Genomic DNA, 16737 nt, shown 5'->3' on the forward strand with positions numbered 1-16737 from the left:
CATATCGAAAATCTTTTTAAAACGTCTTCTATATTAGTCATCGATAGATTTCGGCATGTTTATCATCTGCAGGCGATAAGACCCCCACATTTGTGAAGGGCTTTAGCCCAGAAATAAATGGGGGATGAATCGCCTTCGGACAAGGGATGACTTTTGCCATCTAAATTGTCCGACCATTTAAGTAATACGTTCATCCTATAATATTGTAGACAATTCGTGTAGCCCTCTTTTTCCAACCAAAAAGATCTAAATGAAATCGAACAAATGTTTGAGTTATTGGTAGTAATAGTGTATAATAACATTAAATATATTAGCATACTTAAATAGTCTTAAAGCACCAAAAACAATCCTTTACTACTCTGCCCCGAAACGGAACACGGTTTGTTTCTGATACTCTTCTCCCCCTTCCAACATCACACCCGGAAAGTCTTTCTCATGCAGGGAGGCGGGTGATGCCTGGGTTTCAAAACAAACCCCTAAATACTTTTTTGATGCCCCTTCTAATAAAGCAAGTCCAGCTTCTAAATTGTTGGCTGTATACATTACCATTCCAGGCTGATCCGTTTCGATAGTAAGGACACGACCGCTGCTCTCATCTTTTACTGTTACGCTTTCCTCTTTATTATGATCATTAAATATAAAATAATGATCATAACCATTGCCCACGATTTTGTTTTGCTTATTACCAGCTATAATGCCATCCTCCAGTTTACGGCCTTGCCTGAAATCAAATGAGGTCTCCTCCACATTTACTCGTTTTCCAGTTGCAATCAATTCTGCATCGAGCTCTACAAATTGTTGACTATCAACCGTAACCTGATGCCCATGAACCGTGTCACGTAAATTCCCTGACAAATTGAAATACGAATGATTCGTTAACGCAAGAGGAGTTGTTTGATCCGTGTACGCCCAGTAGTCCAGTACTAGTTCATTGTCATTTGTTAAAGTGTAGGTAACGGCTACCTTCACATTCCCTGGATAACCGTTTTCCCCATCTTGACTAAAATAACGAAGCTTCACTCCAACACTATCATCTAATTCAAATGGTTCTGCGTCCCAAATGACATGATGAAACCCGTTTGTTCCACTGTGCAAGTGATTTCGTCCATCATTCGCTTCAAGTTTGTACAACTTTCCATCAATGGACAAACTAGCATTTTTTATTCGTCCAGCCACCCGTCCAATCGTAGCACCTAAAAAATGAGGATTTGATACATAATCATCAGTATTTCGGTAACCTAACACAACGTTTTCAATCTTTCCATTCCGATCTGGTGTCATTATTTTTGTTATGACTCCACCATAATTTAATACATGCACTTCCATCCCCTGGTCACTTTTTAGAACATAAACCGTCCAAGTATCATTTAAATTTTCTTCTTTGATATTCATATCGTCAGCTCCATTTTGTTTTTAAAAGAAAAGAGAAAGGACACGGTTTCCCTGGTCCTCCCTCCTATTTATTGATGATTAGGCTTTACCTTTTATTCATTGTTTACCTTTACCGGCTCCATTTGTTTATTTTTTCCTTTCCCCCATAAACTCTCTAATTGCTCTAATGATTTACCCTTAGTTTCCGGAACCATCTTCCATACGAAAATAGCAGAAATAACACTCATTAAACCATAGAATCCATACGTTAACCCTCCACTAACATCAATCATCGCAGGATAGGTTGATGAGATAAAGAAGTTTGCTGCCCATTGAGCTGCAACTGCAAAGGCCATTGCTTGTCCCCGGATCTTGTTAGGGAATATTTCAGATAGTAATACCCAACATATTGGTCCCCATGACATCATGAAGGAAGCCGTATATAATATGATAAAAATCAATGTCCATAATCCAAAGACTTCATTTTGAGCTAGTACTGCGACACCAAACATTCCAATAGCCATTCCGATAGAACCGATCATTAAGAGTGGTTTTCGCCCCCATTTATCTACTGTTCGAATAGCTACAATTGTAAATCCTACATTGACGACTCCCATTATAACTGTTTGAAGCATTGAGGCATTTTCCCCTGCACCCATGCTTTCAAAAATACGTGGTGCATAATATAAGGCAACATTAATACCAACAAATTGTTGGAAAACTGAAAGCAGAATCCCTACAATAATGACGGTTTTCCCAAAAGAAAATAATTTCCCGGTAGATTCTTTTGAATCTAATGATTCTCGAATATCGGATAAAACCTCTTTTGCCTTTTCTTTGGAACCATTAATTTTTGATAGAATATTTAAAGCTTGATCTTCTTTGTTTTTAGATGCCAGATACCTTGGAGTTTCAGGCACATAAAATAATAATACAAAGAATAATAATGCTGGTATCGCCTCCGAAGCAAACATAAATCTCCAACCAATATCATTGACCCAGGCTGTTGGTTGTCCACTTGCAATACCCCAGTTAACAAAATAAACGACTAATTGTCCAAAGATAACAGCGAATTGATACCATGAGACTAATGTGCCTCGAATTCCTTGAGGAGCAATCTCCCCGATATATGTTGGAGAGGTTGCAGAAGCGATACCAACTCCTATACCCCCTATAATTCTATAAAAATTGAACATAATCAATAATCCTATTGTTGGTTCATTAAACTCAAAAAACAGGAACTCCGGATATGCCGATCCTAGAGCAGAAACTAAAAATAAGGTAGCAGCTAACAATAAGGAATTTCTTCTTCCTAAATTATTGGAAAAATACCCTGATATTAACCCGCCAATAATACAGCCAATTAATGCACTTGAAACCGTCAATCCGTGTATTAGTGAACTTAATCCTAAACTATCAATCAAATAATTTTCCACTGATTGCTCTGCACCGGATATTACGGCTGTATCATAACCAAATAGCAACCCACCTAAAGCTGCAATTAAAGCAATTGAAAGCACATACGAATTATTATTTTTCTTTTTCATGTGATGTGTAAGGGCTAAAACAACATTGTTATGCCCTCATCCTGTCCTCCCCTCAATTTTTATTTTGAGTCGATTATACTGAAGCGCTTTCTTATCTCATAAAAAATTATTAACAGTTGGATAAATGAACAGGCAATGAAAGCAAAACCTGTTCATTAAGTATAAAAAGTTATTCCCTAAAATGCATTAAGTCCGCAGACAACGAGGCAGTCATGTCGTATATTCTTTTATATAATCCGAATAATGTTTGATACCGTCTAACATTTTCTTCAATCGGTTCATAAGTTTTTTCTTCTTGCAAAAATTCTTCCGTACATTCCCGAAGGGTTTCAAACCAGCCGCATCCATATGCAGCTAACATCGCAGCACCCATGCCTGGACCTTGTTCATTTGACAATTTAACGATTTTAGCGTTAAAAATATCAGCTTGCATTTGTAACCATGTTTCATTTTTGGATCCGCCACCAATAGAAATGACGGTATCAATCCTCTTTCCTTGATCTCGAAATATCTGTACGGACTCGTTTAAAGAAAATGTAATCCCTTCCATTACTGCGCGTACAAAATGTTTCATCTCATGAGAACTATCCATTCCAATAAAACTTCCTCGAATGGATGAATCGAAATGTGGTGTTCGTTCTCCAACAATATATGGCGTATATAACAAACCATTTGCGCCAGGTGGAACCGTATCAACATCTTCCAACAATTGGTCAAACGTCTTATCTTTCGTAAAGACGTCTTTAAGCCATGTAAGGCTATGGCCGGCAGCTAGTGTGACCCCCATTGTATAATAGGCATCTGGTGCTCCATGGTTAAAATAATGTACTTTACCTTGAAAGTTTTTATCACCACGATTTTCATAAGCTAGAACTACCCCAGACGTTCCAGTACTAACTAATGTTTCTCCTTCTTTTAAAATTCCTGATCCAATTGCACCGCAAGCATTATCCGCTCCACCCGCAAACATGCGTGTGGAACTGGATAAGCCTGTTTTTTCTGCCATTTCCGGGGTTAATGTTCCTACTGCTTCATGGGATGCTACTAACGGCGGACATAAACTATCATCTATATCTAATAAATCACAAATTTTTTGACTCCATTCTTTTTTCATTACATCCAGCAATAGAGTCCCTGCAGCGTCTGAATACTCCATGTTTGATTTTCCAGTAAGCTTCAAACGTACATAATCCTTGGGTAATAAAAATGTCTTTGCTTTATTATAAATCTCAGGCTCATGATTCTTTACCCACAATATTTTTGGTAAGGTAAATCCTTCTAATGCAAGATTCTTCGTGATGCGAAGCAACCTTTCTTTTCCAACTGTATCGTAAATTTGTTGACACTCAGCTGTTGTACGTGTGTCATTCCACAGAATGGCATTCCGAAGTACTTCCTGATTCTCATTTAACAATACAAGTCCATGCATTTGTCCGGAAAAACTAATTCCTTCAATATCATCAGGATCCCCCTCGAATTGTTGAATAAGTTCAGAAAGACCTGCGACAGTTTGGTCAACCCAATCTTGAGGAGCCTGCTCGCTATACCCTGTTTTTTCTTGTATTAAGGGATAGTCTTTAGAAACTTCTTGAGTTACTTGTCCCTGCTGATTCACTAATAAAACCTTCACTGCACTCGTTCCTAAATCAACCCCAATGACATATTTCATCATTAACCCCCCTCAGCAAGTGAATTCCTTAATTATTAGCGTAAGCATTTAACATATACTGATTAATCGTCGCTTTCAGCCTTTCCAATTTGCCGGATTGATGGTTTATTTCTGTTAAGTCAAGCACATGATCTTCCAGTTTGTGAAAATCTGCTTTTCCTTCTACAATATCTAAACCAATTCCATCTGTGTAACTTTGATAACGATCTTCTATTACGCTTTCTAGTACTTGATTATCCAGTAACTTCTGCGCGACTTTTAAGCCTACTGCAAAGCTATCCATACCAGCTATGTGGGCGTGGAATAGATCTTCAGGCTCAAATGAACCTCTTCTCACTTTTGCATCAAAGTTTAATCCGCCACGTCCAAGTCCTCCATTTTTTATAATTTCATACATACCTAAAGTTGTAGAATATAAGTCTGTTGGAAATTCATCCGTATCCCAGCCTAAGTGGGGATGACCCTGATTGGCATCAACTGAACCTAACACGTTGTTCGCACGTGCATAGTGAAGTTCATGTTCAAACGTATGGCCTGCAAGTGTTGCGTGATTCGCTTCAATATTGAATTTAAAATGATCTTGAAGATCATAATGTTGTAAAAATGCATACCCGCTTGCAACATCAAAATCATACTGATGGGTAGTTGGTTCTTTCGGCTTCGGCTCAATAAGAAATTGACCATCGAAGCCAATTTCTTTTGCATAATCTACTGCCATATGGAAGAAACGCCCTAAATTATCCAATTCTAATTTCATGTCTGTGTTAAGGAGTGTCTCGTAACCTTCACGTCCTCCCCAAAACACATAATTTTCTCCACCTAATTCTTTACCAATTTCAAGTCCTTTTTTCACTTTGGCAGCAGCATATGCGAATACGTCCGCATTGTTAGAAGATGCAGCCCCGTGAATAAAACGCGGATGCGTAAAATTGTTAGCAGTATTCCAAAGCAATTTTGTTTTACTGTCCTTCATATAATCCTTAATCATGGAAACTATCGTATCTAAGTTTTTATTTGTTTCCCTTAAGGTATTTCCTTCTGGTGCAATATCAACATCATGAAAACAGAAATATGGAACCCCAAGTTTTTCAAAGAATTCAAACGCAGCCTCTACTCGTGCTTTAGCTTGATCCATACCCGTAAATTTGTCCCATGGACGTACAGCGGTCCCGGAACCAAAAGGATCTGATAAGTCTTCTGTAAATGTGTGCCAATATGCTACTGCAAAACGCAAATAATCTTCCATTCTTTTTCCACCAACAACCTCATCCGGGTTGTAAAACTTGAATGCATAAGGATTAGTTGAAGTTGGTCCTTCAAAATTTATTTTGTTTATGTTTGGAAAGTAGCTCAATATTCTTTCTCCTCTCAGTTTTATTTAACTAAAAGTAACTTTGTTTATCTTTTAAACTAAGTTTACTCCTATATTGAAAACGTTGTCAATAGTTTTTCTAATCCTATAACTTCTTTCTAATATTTTCACTCAAAATCACCGTAAAATCTTTTAACGCCAATTATATAAATAGAGTAAAACCATTAATTCATTTAGTACTTAAACAAAGTCATCTTGGTTATCTGTGAATTCTCCTCAAGTTTTATGATAGAATTAAGAGACTTAATTTGTTGAGGAGAAAAGAGAGTATATGAAAAAACTACAAACTGGCGATCAAAGTTTTGTTAAACGAATGAATAAATCAATTGTTTTTAATTCCATTAAAGATAAAGGTCCATTATCCCGCACACAGATCTCTAAAATCACCGGATTGAATAAAGCAACCGTTTCTACTATGGTTTCAGAATTAATTGAAGAATCATTTGCAAATGAAATAGAATCAGGCCAATCCAGTGGTGGAAGAAGACCTGTTATGCTTTATTTTAATAACCATGCGGGGTACTCAATAGGAATAGATTTGGGGGTTAATTATGTTTTAGGTGTATTAACGGATTTAAACGGAACTATAATGGAGGAGGTCAGTAGATCATTAACAAGTAATAAATATACTGACGTAAAAAATACTTTAATTTTCATTATCGGTTCATTAATTACTAAGGCACCGGATAGTCCATATGGAGTTATAGGCATAGGTATAGGAGTTCCTGGTAATGTAGATCATAATGAAAAGATCTTATTTGCTCCAAATCTTGAGTGGAAGCAAATTGATTTAAAAGCAGACATTCAAAATGATTTCCACATTCCAGTAAAGATTCAAAATGAAGCAAATTGTGGTGCACATGGTGAACACCTATACGGTGCCGGAAAAAACAGTTCAAACTTAATATACATCAGTATAGGTATTGGAATAGGGGCGGGAATTATTATCCAAAACAATCTTTACACTGGTACGTCCGGCATATCAGGAGAGATGGGACACTTTACTATAGAAGCTAACGGACGAAAATGTCCCTGTGGCAACCAGGGGTGCTGGGAACTATATGCATCGGAAAATGCTCTTTTACAGTATGCAAATAAACAAAGTGTTTTAAAAGGCAATGAGAATATTACTTTGGAAGAACTCATAACAGAAGCAAAAATGGGGAATCAAAAGGTTTTACAAATCCTGCACACATTAGGAGAATATATAGGAATTGGGTTGACAAACGTTATCAATACGTTTAATCCTGAAATGGTTATTATAGGAAACAGAATATCACAATTTAGCAATTGGATTTCAAATCCGATTAATCATGTATTTCGTGAAAGATTGTCTCAATACCATTATGAAAATACTGATATTAAATTTTCTGTACTGGAGAAATATTCAAGTACCCTTGGTGCTGCTTCCATTGCTATTTCCGATTTCTATTTGAGCAGATTAGAAAAAGTTCAGCAACCCTTCAAATAAATCAATTCAGACTTCTCCAAGAAAACAGCCGAATTCTTCTATTGAAAAATGCGGCTGTTTCAAATAGCTTATTTATTTTCAGTACTCTTCTAATATCTGTATAACCATACGCAAATTACTCACCCCCCCTTTTCCCCATCGCCACAAGCATTCAATACGGTTATATCCCCGCTGACATAGGCCGGTAGCACTTCCGCCAGAGCAAACCCTTTTAAATTTTTTAGCCAACATGTATCTAATATAGGTTTTTATGGCATACCGTAAAGGAATAATTTTCCTTTACAGTAATCTTCAGAACTGTTAAACTAAATTGGTAAAATTTATTTTTCACTAGGGGAGCCTTTTTGGCTGAGAATAACGATGGTCGTTTAAACCCTTTGTGCCCGAGATAGGTAATACTAGCGTGGGTAAGTGACTCTTGTACGTAAGGCATATGGGATACCCGTATACCTTACAGCGGGCTGCACTTCATGCAAGTGCAGCTTTTTTTTTAAATGGGCACTAAAAATGGGCACAATGTAGTGTTTAGCGACTGGGAGGAGGTGCTGGATTTGCATAAGGAGTGGTATTTTCTGGATAGTGGATATCAGGATGCAGCGGTGAACATGGCATTGGATGAAGCGCTATTAAACTGGCATAGTGAAGGGAAAATCCCGCCGACATTGCGCTTTTACGGCTGGTCCAGACCGACGCTTTCTATTGGGCAATTCCAAAAGAGCGATAAAGCAATCGATTTTGATGCAGTACGATCATATAATTGCCATTTTGTCCGCCGCTTAACGGGCGGCAGTGCAGTACTGCATGATAATGAACTGACATACAGCATTGTCGTTTCCGAGGATCAACCGGGTATTCCTGCGTCTGTACGTGAGGCCTATTATGTTTTGTCAAAGGGACTTGTGGAAGGGTTTAAGAACTTAGGTATTACGGTTGATTATGCGATGCCGGATAAAGATACAGCAAGAGATCGCACCGCTGTCTGTTTTGAAAAAGCAGCTTTTTACGAAATGATGGCTGACGGTAAAAAGCTATCCGGAAATGCGCAGACCAGAAATAAAGGTGTCCTGCTGCAGCATGGATCGATTCCCATGGACATGGATACCGGGATGCTTTATGATTTGTTCCGCTTTCCTTCTGAGGCGATCAAGCAAAGGAAACGTGAAGCTTTTCAGGAAAAAGCCGTCACCATTGATCAATTAACGAACAAAACGCACACGTACGACATGATGAAGCATGCGTTTTATGCAGGGTTCGAATCGGGTTTGGGGGTAACGTTACGCCCCTTCGAACTGTCACGACAACAGTGGGAAGAAGTTTATCATTTAGCAGAAACAAAATATCGTTCCGATGAGTGGAACTATAATCGATTACGAAAGGAGTCCGTGAAACATGGCTAAAAACTATCAGCATATCCGTAAACCTGAGTGGTTAAAAACAGATCTGAAAACGAATAAATCGTATACCGGCCTAAAAAAATTAATGCGGGAAAAACGTTTGAATACGGTTTGCGAGGAAGCCCGCTGCCCCAATATTCATGAGTGTTGGAGCGAGCGTCAGACAGCAACATTTATGATTTTAGGCAACGTGTGCACACGCGGCTGCCGATTTTGTGCGGTGGCAACCGGTCGGCCTAGTGAACTGGATTGGGGAGAGCCGGAACGAGTAGCTGAATCGGTCGAAATTATGGGTCTGAAACATGTGGTCGTAACCGCTGTTGCACGTGATGATTTGAATGATGGCGGTGCAGCCGTTTTTGCTGAAACTGTCCGGGCTATCCGCCGCAAAAATCCAGGATGCACGATTGAGATTCTTCCATCCGATATGAAAGGTGACTATGAAAGCCTGTATACGTTAATGAACAGTGAACCGGATATATTTAATCATAACATTGAAACCGTTCGCAGACTGACGAAACGGGTGCGTGCGATTGCTACATACGATCGTTCCCTGAAACTGCTGGAACGCGTCAAAGAAATCGCTCCTAATACACCGACAAAATCAAGTATCATGGTTGGATTGGGCGAAACAAAAGATGAAATCATGGAAGCGATGGATGATTTGCGTGCCCACAATGTGGATATCATGACGATCGGCCAGTACCTGCAGCCGACGAAAAAACACTTGAATATTGAACGGTACTACCACCCGGATGAATTTGAAGTACTAAAGCAAATTGCGCTGGAGAAAGGCTTTAGCCATTGCGAATCCGGTCCACTGGTAAGATCATCCTATCATGCCGATGAGCAAGTGAGCGCTGCGTCCAAGCAAAATCGGATTAAATACATGAAAGGCATTGAGGAGCAAGAAAAAGAACAGATTTTTTAATAGGAAAAAGCTTATCACTTAAGTGTGATAAGCTTTTTCTTGCCTAACGTATTATTAAAATTGATGTCCCACTTTTCTTCCGATAGTATGACAGGAGGAGGATAAAAAAGTGCCTGTTACCCAAAATTATTACAGATACAATCCCTCAAGTAAGCAGTGGTAGATTGTTCAATACTGACCGATTGCCTTTTTGATTCTGTAAATACTTTTTTGCTTAATATACGAACTTATAACTGAAAATACACTTAATCATTCGTACTCTACCTTAGAAGATTGGAACGGAAGGCGGACGACTCCTGCGGGATAAGAGGCCTACATGAGACCCCGCAAGGCGTTAGCCCAAAGTAAAGCTTCCATGAGTAAGCTTCGACCTGCGAGGAGTGCTGCATCCACGACCACACTTGCAACACGACGAGCATGAGGAGGCTCATCAGCCGCCCGCGGAAAGCGTCCGCCTGAAGTGGAAATCAAACGCAATAACCTAATTTTTCGTATTTTAAAGGTAGATATTGAATTATGAAATTCACTCTCGTTTTCAAAGTTTTTCTAAGCAAGCAGATCCATACTGTCCTGCAATTTGTTTACTTTTTCATCCATTGCGTCAAATCGCTTATCTACTTCTTCAAATCGTTTGTCAATTTTTGCAAACCCGTCCTGCATCTGATTATGCAATTCCTTTATAGCTTGCATAATTTGATCATATTGTTCATTTGTCACCGTAACATCCTCCCCTTCATATGTTTCAATGAACCGTTTAAGTTGTTACTCTCATTATAAACGCCCCCACCAAAATAATCTATAGTGAAACGCAGGAAATCATGAACTATCCAAATTGAGTCAAATTCATTCTGCCTATTACGACTTTATAACTTAAAAGTCACGCACATCTGAGGCCTAGTCGAGATCTGACTTCCCTATAACGTATCGAGTCCCTGATTAAGATTCTCTATTACGGTAAGGCTAAGGTGAAAAATCGGAAGGATCTGTCTTACATATGGAATTGGAATTAACCTGGATGGCTTTTATCATGCTTATACTTGCCAGCTACCGGCTGACACACTTAATCGTTTTCGATAAAATAACCGAATTTATCCGCAAACCCTTTTTAACAAAAAAGAAGATCTCACAAAAAGAAACAAAGATGGTACCCAAATCCAAAATCGGCTACCTTCTGACCTGTTATTGGTGTGCAGGAATCTGGAGCGCGATATTTCTCGGTATGATATATTTGTGGATTCCCGATATCGCCCAGTATATAATCCTTGTCCTGGCAATTGCCGGCGGTCAGGCAATCCTTGAGTCATTTGTGGGTGTGAATATTAAACGCACTGCGTTGTATGATGAAGAAGCAAAAGAATTGAAATAAGTTGCTGTCGGCCTATCCCTGTTAGATCTGCTGTCAACATGAACAACATGCACCACTTTATGAATTGGCTTAAGGTTGGAAAACGAACAGCTGTATACTCGTTTGGTTATAATGGTTCAAGAAGGGTTGAAAAAGCGAGCCTTCCCTATACTGGGAAGAGCTCGCTTTCTAGTTTCAAACTTCCGGAGTTGGTGTAGGCTCCGAATAGTCGCCTTATTGGTATTTTTTGGTTAATGTAACAATCATAGTTGCTTGTATGACCAAAATCCCCGCAGCCGCATCCTTCACTTAATAAACACTGGCACATGTTCCGGCTGCTGGTTCATAAAAACAATGATTTTTATATTGACCGGTAAAAGGTTGACCGTACCATGTGGAAGGACATGGACCATATGGATTGAAATACCAAAGCGAATATTTCGATGGATGTCGTCTCCAATATTTCAAATTCTTTCTTGCTAATCTACGCTCAGTTTCCCGTGCCGGTCGATAAAACATACTGCCTTTTTGAACAGCTTCAAACGAATAATTTCCTCCTTGCACTTGATAAATAACTTCCCGTGCTGTTCTTACATCTGTAAAATCTAAACAATCCGCTTTCGCACGATTAACAATTACATTTCCGACAGACAGCATTCCTATTCTTCCTTCACCAACGGCTTCCGCTCTCATCATCCTAGCCATTAGGTCAACGTCTTTACTTGTGTATTTAATGAATGGCATTTTTTCACCCCAAAAATAGTGTATGAAAAAAAGCCAACTGTGTTATATTTTCTGCTATTTTTGTTTTTCCCAATGCAAAAATTTTTTGATGCGCCATCTATACTTAAACAAGATCGTGCTATATCTGAGGATTATATAAGAGGAGTATCCTAATATATCAATTGACGACGACTAGTTTCCACTCACACTGATGTTTATATAAGGTAGCACTCATGAAGAAAACAGCCAATAAAAAGTGTTCCGAACCATATGGTTCGGAACACCCTCCTAACGCGGATTAACTTAATTCATTCTTTTCCATAATATGATTGAAATTCAGTTTCTTGTTCAGTACATACATAACTGGGATTCCGAGAGCCATGATGCCGAATTCACCCGCAGCTGTCGTCAGCCATGTGAGCAGAAATGGCAAGTCGGCGGCCAGATAAAGCTCGAATGCTATAATAAACATATTAAACGTAAATACAATTGTGTTGATGATGAGCAGAGTCAATTTATGTTTAATAAATTTTGCTAGAAGTATAACGATTCCGAGCGATAGTGCTGAGTGGGCTACCCCAAATGTCAAGTCAAAAACCCCGGTTGGGGAGAATAAATTGGTCAAGAGGACGCCCAGTACAATACCGAAAAAATATTTCTTGTTGAAGACAACGAGATGGTTAAAAATTTCCGGAATTCGAAACTGAATGTTCGAGAACGCAATCGGCGCGGCGACCAATGACACAGTGACATAAGCTGCAGCCACAAGTGCATTGGCGGCAAGTGTTTTGATATTCAATCGTATTCCTCCCTAGTTTTTTATCGTGGGATGGTTTCGAACCACGGTTTGGATACAGGTCCCAAACGACTTTATTATACCCGGATGCAAGGAATATGCAAAGGGTTTTCAGTAGATTTTTGAAAAATAATCAGGATATCTGATGTGGTACACCCTGTATGAATGGCTTTTTCCTTTAATGTATGGTTAAAATAGAACGAACAATTCAGACGAACGGTAACACTTTTTCAAAGGGGATGTATGATGAGAAGAATTATTTTATCGACAGAGAGTGGAGCGGATTTACCAAGGGATTTGACTCGAAAACATGCCATTCAAGTGGTCCCAATGCATGTCATTATGGATGGGCAGGATTATTTTGATGGGACGTTACCCGTAGAGGATATTTATGACTATTATGATCGCACCAAAAAAATCCCCTCTACAACATCGACAAATGCCCACGAGTATCACGATTTTTTCACGAAGATAAGAGCGGATTTTCCCGATTGTATTATTATTCACATTGGCTATACGTCAAAGGCATCCTCCTCCTTCCAAAATGCGATACTCGCCTCAGAGGACTTTGAGGATCTTTATCTCATTGATGCTTTGAACGTCACAGGTGGATTAGCTGCTATTGTTATGTATGCTGTCAACTTGTTAGAGAAAAATCCTTCGATTGAACCTGGTAGTTTAATTGAAGAAATGGAAGCAATCGTTCCTAAATCAAGGCTTGCATTTGTTCCTGGCAGCTTAGAATTTCTAAAAGCAGGCGGACGCGTCAGCAATATGGCTTATCTCGGAGGTGCTTTATTAAAATTAAAGCCACGCATTGAATTAGTTGAAGGAAAACTTGTTTCCACAAAAAAATATCGTGGGAAAATGAGTGCAGTTGCGGAAAAACTTTTACAGGATTATTTAAATCAATATGATATTGATCGAGAACAACTCTATTTTCAATACTCGATCGGACTTGATGAAAGTATCAAGAAGCGGATGGATGAAATTGCAAAAGAAAAAGGATTCAAACATGTAAAATGGATGCAGGCAGGGGCTATGATTTCTACTCATGCAGGACCTGGGGGCTTTGGAATTGCAGGTTTAGAAGTTTAGGAACGGTCGGTTCTCAAGTGTTTCTGGTCCTGGGATAGTGATACCGCACTGTTTTTTAAAGGCCTCTTGAGAATACTGTGTGGCGAAAGGCTTGGCAATCTTCGCCAAGCCTTTTGTCTCCTTGTCTTACCTCCAATAATTATTAGCTGCTGCAACTGTCTGGAAGTGAGTTGCAATAACTTGGGATGCCATTGTTAAGCTATCCGGATTCCTTGCGTATTTCGGTCTTAATTTCTTTCTGATATTCTCGGATGGCTGTGTATATCCAACTCCTTTCCTAGCAAGTGTGATGGCCAGTTCGAAGCCCTCTTGGGGTGTTTTTGTTTTCAAACTTGTAAGCCAGTCTGCCATAGCTAATCCTCCCCCTTTCCAGCTTAAAATGCCAACTCAGATAAGTAATTCCATTATTCCTGATCCTCGAATATAATCCATCTTACCGAATACTTACTCCTTTAAAATCTCCCTCGTTTTCTCCAGTATTTCCTCGTCCTTCAGCCGAAATTTAAATTCCACCCTTCTGGAATCTTCTGCACTGTAATTGCCGGCGTCATCCGTTCGGAAGTCGGTATAAGACTTACCGTTGACAGTTAATTTATCCTTCAAGTGCTGCTGGATATTTTTATATGGAAAGTCGTCGCTTAGAATGTATTCGGCGACACTGTAGGCCCGTTCCTGTGAGAGCTTCATGTTATACATATAGCTCCCGTCGCGGTCGGTATGGCCTTCGATAATGATTTCGGCAATATATTCTTCGTAGCCGCTCTTCAGCAAAATGTCCAGATATTTAGGCACGAATTCATCCAGGAACTGAAACGATTCCGGCTTTAATTCGGACTCATTATACGGAAAAAGAATTTCTGTATTAAAGATAATCGCACCTGTCTCTTCATCGACTTCAATACCCATGGCTGAATCGCTGAATTCCGCCTGCAGCTCGTTTACAAGCTTGGATCGGACTCCCATAAGCTGATCGATGGTCTTTTTCATCTCTTCAATCTGGAGGGATTTAATGATCATCATCGCTATGAAAATTAAGATGAAACATAATAGAATAATGGTCAAAAGGTCCGTAAAAGATGGCCAGAAATGCCCGTCGTCCTGCTCCTTTTTGAAAAGCCGCTGATATTTAGTATTCATCTTTTTTCAGCCTACCCTCGTTAGGTTCTGCTTGCTGCCCCACACGATTAAGCTGCCGGTTGAGTCCTTGGATTTCATGGCTCAGGTCCTGGAGCAGTTGCTGGATTGACCGGGAATTGTTTTGCTGAATGTCTTCTGTCAGACGCCGTATTTCCTGGAATTCCTTCTTGATGCCATCATTCGTCATTTCTACCGAATCATTGATATTCCGAGCGACCTTGTCAAGCTTATCGCCCAGTAACCCTTCCAGATTGGCCACATAGTTGGATAGGGTATTTTTCAAGACGTCGACACTTGCTTCGACTTGGTTTTCGCGCTGCTGGAATGATTGGTTCATCTGGGATATGGTATTGTTTATTTCATTAATTAGCTGGTTATTCTGCATGCTAAGTTTCTCATACGTTTGGCCAGTTTCCTGCATTTGCCGTTCAGATGCCTTCGATTGCTCTGAGTGGGCTTTCAGATGGTTACCGAACGTTCGGTTAAACTCCTTCAGCTCGTCAAACCGATCGGACAAGAGATACTTATACTCCGCTTGTGTCTGATTGATCACCTCAAGAGCTTGCGGCAATTGGCTGATGGAACCTCCCATTTTTTCGAAGTCTTTGGATAACTCACCGAGATTTGTAATAATGCCGGTCAGTTTCGAGCTGAGGTCACTTCCGAATATGTGCTTAAATTCCTGATTATGTTCCTCCATTCTTTCTGCCAGGTCATTGCTTTTCTGTGTCACTTTTTCAAATGCCGTGTGCATGGCTTCCTGTTCTTCCATGATGGACGATGTAAAGGATTTCAGCTCCCCAACGGACTCCTCAAAACGGTTCAAGGTGTCCATCTGCGTTTCCGACACTTCTTTAACGCGCTCGTACGTGTTTTCAAATGCTTTAGCCATCCGCTCATGTTTACTGTCCAACTTTTTAAAGTAGGAAAACAGGGAATCAAAGTTGTTGTTCAGCTTTTTAGTAGATTCCCCAAACCCGTCGGTCACTTCTTTCATATGGTGGAACAATTCCTGAAATTCCTCCAGGTTGCTGGAAAGTCCAACGTTAAATGCCGCCAGATCTTTTGCTGATTGCTGCAGTCCAGTTGTATATTCCTGAAATCCGGCGAAGGCATTTTCAATCCCTGTCAGTGACTGCTGATTCGTTTGCTGCAGGTGCTGAATGGATTGGTTAATCGTTTCCGACACGTTAATCAGGCGGCTGATCCCGTCCTGTTCGTTTCCTTCTAAATGGGATTCAACTTTTAACATGATATCCGTCAGCATATATTCCGTATTAAGCACTTTAACCAGAACCGTCATGAAAAGGGATAACCCCATCCCGGCAATACTGGTATAAAACGCCACGTCAATCCCCGACAGGACAGCAGCGATATTTTCGACCAGTTGACTGCCTGTCGCATTGATACTTCCCAAGGAGATGGTCAGACCGATAAACGTCCCCAGCACGCCAATCAAGATAAAGACAGAAACGGTCATTTGCACCATTTTAATCAGATTGACAACCGGCACATTGAAAACGCGCCAGCTGGAAAATTTCTCTTGGACAAACGTTTCCGGCTTCACCGGTTCTTCCTGCCGAATCCGGTCATATTCTGCTTGAAAGGTGCTCAGTGGCTCCATATCCAGTCGGTTCGTCGCTGTGATGTAGTTTCTTAATTTTTTTAGTTTCGAAAATAAACCGATATGAACCAAAACGGCGAGGAAAAAGATTGTGAACAGAATCATGAAAATCAGTTCGGTGGTTGGGTTCGCTAAAATGTCTTTCGCTGTTTGTTCGCTGGTGAACAGCTCTAGAATGAATTGCAGCATACATTCTCCCCCTGCTAGTTGCTCTTTCTTTATGGCTATTCAGAGGGTGGACAAATCATGTATGGATTCA

15 protein-coding genes and 2 riboswitches are annotated in these 16737 nt (G+C 39.9%); of the genes, 5 read left to right on the plus strand and 10 right to left on the minus strand.

Translation table 11 applies throughout. From position 1 onward, the window contains the following. Positions 1-354 precede the first annotated feature (354 nt). From ACFSUO_RS01975 to xylA, 4 genes are all read right to left on the minus strand, one after another. Positions 355-1392: an aldose epimerase family protein gene (locus ACFSUO_RS01975; RefSeq protein WP_382390536.1), complete on the minus strand. Its 1038-nt coding sequence runs from the start codon at positions 1390-1392 to the stop codon at positions 355-357. Positions 1393-1484: 92 nt separating this feature from the next. Continuing rightward, positions 1485-2918 carry a D-xylose transporter XylE gene (gene xylE, locus ACFSUO_RS01980; protein WP_382390538.1) on the minus strand — a complete coding sequence of 478 codons (1434 nt, stop codon included), beginning with the start codon at positions 2916-2918 and terminating at the stop codon, positions 1485-1487. Positions 2919-3087: 169 nt separating this feature from the next. Beyond that, positions 3088-4587, minus strand: a complete 1500-nt coding sequence (gene xylB, locus ACFSUO_RS01985) for a xylulokinase (RefSeq protein ID WP_382390540.1) — start codon at positions 4585-4587, stop codon at positions 3088-3090. Between the two features lie 28 nt (positions 4588-4615). Beyond that, on the minus strand, positions 4616-5941 hold the full coding sequence (gene xylA, locus ACFSUO_RS01990; protein WP_382390542.1) for a xylose isomerase: 1326 nt from the start codon (positions 5939-5941) through the stop codon (positions 4616-4618). Positions 5942-6230: 289 nt separating this feature from the next. Here xylA and ACFSUO_RS01995 point away from each other — a divergent pair, with 289 nt between their 5' ends. The 3 genes from ACFSUO_RS01995 to lipA all read left to right on the plus strand — a co-directional run bounded on the left by ACFSUO_RS01995 (position 6231) and on the right by lipA (position 9755). Then, positions 6231-7430 carry an ROK family transcriptional regulator gene (locus tag ACFSUO_RS01995; protein WP_382390544.1) on the plus strand — a complete coding sequence of 400 codons (1200 nt, stop codon included), beginning with the start codon at positions 6231-6233 and terminating at the stop codon, positions 7428-7430. Between the two features lie 322 nt (positions 7431-7752). Beyond that, positions 7753-7857, plus strand: a riboswitch (TPP riboswitch). A 124-nt stretch (positions 7858-7981) separates the two neighbouring features. Further along, the gene (locus ACFSUO_RS02000; RefSeq protein ID WP_382390744.1) at positions 7982-8827 is read left to right on the plus strand and encodes a lipoate--protein ligase family protein; all 846 of its coding nucleotides are present in this window, start codon (positions 7982-7984) and stop codon (positions 8825-8827) included. Next, on the plus strand, positions 8820-9755 hold the full coding sequence (gene lipA, locus ACFSUO_RS02005; protein ID WP_382390546.1) for a lipoyl synthase: 936 nt from the start codon (positions 8820-8822) through the stop codon (positions 9753-9755). Before ACFSUO_RS02000 ends, lipA begins: the two co-directional genes overlap by 8 nt. A gap of 546 nt (positions 9756-10301) precedes the next feature. Here the strand turns inward: lipA and ACFSUO_RS02010 are convergent. After that, entirely contained in the window at positions 10302-10472 is a 171-nt protein-coding gene (locus tag ACFSUO_RS02010; RefSeq protein WP_382390548.1) for a hypothetical protein, read from the minus strand. 277 nt (positions 10473-10749) lie between these two features. Here ACFSUO_RS02010 and ACFSUO_RS02015 point away from each other — a divergent pair, with 277 nt between their 5' ends. Next, a complete protein-coding gene (locus ACFSUO_RS02015; protein ID WP_382390550.1) occupies positions 10750-11121 on the plus strand; it encodes a DUF1360 domain-containing protein in 372 nt (123 codons plus the stop codon). Positions 11122-11409: 288 nt separating this feature from the next. Here ACFSUO_RS02015 and ACFSUO_RS02020 read toward each other — a convergent pair whose 3' ends face one another. Together ACFSUO_RS02020 and ACFSUO_RS02025 are read right to left on the minus strand one after the other, a co-directional pair. Continuing rightward, positions 11410-11844, minus strand: coding sequence for a cell wall hydrolase (locus tag ACFSUO_RS02020; protein WP_382390552.1), 435 nt, complete (start codon positions 11842-11844; stop codon positions 11410-11412). A 277-nt stretch (positions 11845-12121) separates the two neighbouring features. Then, entirely contained in the window at positions 12122-12622 is a 501-nt protein-coding gene (locus ACFSUO_RS02025) for a QueT transporter family protein (RefSeq protein WP_382390554.1), read from the minus strand. Between the two features lie 6 nt (positions 12623-12628). Next, positions 12629-12673, minus strand: a riboswitch (PreQ1 riboswitch). Positions 12674-12865: 192 nt separating this feature from the next. Here ACFSUO_RS02025 and ACFSUO_RS02030 point away from each other — a divergent pair. Beyond that, entirely contained in the window at positions 12866-13717 is an 852-nt protein-coding gene (locus ACFSUO_RS02030) for a DegV family protein (RefSeq protein WP_382390556.1), read from the plus strand. 126 nt (positions 13718-13843) lie between these two features. Here ACFSUO_RS02030 and ACFSUO_RS02035 read toward each other — a convergent pair whose 3' ends face one another. The 3 genes from ACFSUO_RS02035 to ACFSUO_RS02045 form a co-directional block, all read right to left on the minus strand. Next, the gene (locus ACFSUO_RS02035) at positions 13844-14068 is read right to left on the minus strand and encodes a hexameric tyrosine-coordinated heme protein (RefSeq protein WP_382390558.1); all 225 of its coding nucleotides are present in this window, start codon (positions 14066-14068) and stop codon (positions 13844-13846) included. A 93-nt stretch (positions 14069-14161) separates the two neighbouring features. Beyond that, positions 14162-14854 carry an OmpA family protein gene (locus ACFSUO_RS02040; RefSeq protein WP_382390560.1) on the minus strand — a complete coding sequence of 231 codons (693 nt, stop codon included), beginning with the start codon at positions 14852-14854 and terminating at the stop codon, positions 14162-14164. After that, positions 14844-16667 carry a MotA/TolQ/ExbB proton channel family protein gene (locus ACFSUO_RS02045; RefSeq protein ID WP_382390562.1) on the minus strand — a complete coding sequence of 608 codons (1824 nt, stop codon included), beginning with the start codon at positions 16665-16667 and terminating at the stop codon, positions 14844-14846. Before ACFSUO_RS02045 ends, ACFSUO_RS02040 begins: the two co-directional genes overlap by 11 nt. Positions 16668-16737 lie beyond the last annotated feature (70 nt).

This window comes from Lentibacillus juripiscarius (genome assembly GCF_042685205.1).
GTDB classification, from domain to species: Bacteria; Bacillota; Bacilli; order Bacillales; family Amphibacillaceae; genus Lentibacillus; species Lentibacillus juripiscarius.

Bases quoted from the DNA above. Each gene is read 5' to 3' on its own strand.
- ACFSUO_RS01975 (WP_382390536.1), bottom strand. From the start codon at position 1,392: ATGAATATCAAAGAAGAAAATTTAAATGATACTTGGACGGTTTATGTT.
- xylE (WP_382390538.1), bottom strand. From the start codon at position 2,918: ATGAAAAAGAAAAATAATAATTCGTATGTGCTTTCAATTGCTTTAATT.
- xylB (WP_382390540.1), bottom strand. From the start codon at position 4,587: ATGAAATATGTCATTGGGGTTGATTTAGGAACGAGTGCAGTGAAGGTT.
- ACFSUO_RS01995 (WP_382390544.1), top strand. From the start codon at position 6,231: ATGAAAAAACTACAAACTGGCGATCAAAGTTTTGTTAAACGAATGAAT.
- lipA (WP_382390546.1), top strand. From the start codon at position 8,820: ATGGCTAAAAACTATCAGCATATCCGTAAACCTGAGTGGTTAAAAACA.
- ACFSUO_RS02015 (WP_382390550.1), top strand. From the start codon at position 10,750: ATGGAATTGGAATTAACCTGGATGGCTTTTATCATGCTTATACTTGCC.
- ACFSUO_RS02020 (WP_382390552.1), bottom strand. From the start codon at position 11,844: ATGCCATTCATTAAATACACAAGTAAAGACGTTGACCTAATGGCTAGG.
- ACFSUO_RS02030 (WP_382390556.1), top strand. From the start codon at position 12,866: ATGAGAAGAATTATTTTATCGACAGAGAGTGGAGCGGATTTACCAAGG.
- ACFSUO_RS02035 (WP_382390558.1), bottom strand. From the start codon at position 14,068: ATGGCAGACTGGCTTACAAGTTTGAAAACAAAAACACCCCAAGAGGGC.
- ACFSUO_RS02040 (WP_382390560.1), bottom strand. From the start codon at position 14,854: ATGAATACTAAATATCAGCGGCTTTTCAAAAAGGAGCAGGACGACGGG.
- ACFSUO_RS02045 (WP_382390562.1), bottom strand. From the start codon at position 16,667: ATGCTGCAATTCATTCTAGAGCTGTTCACCAGCGAACAAACAGCGAAA.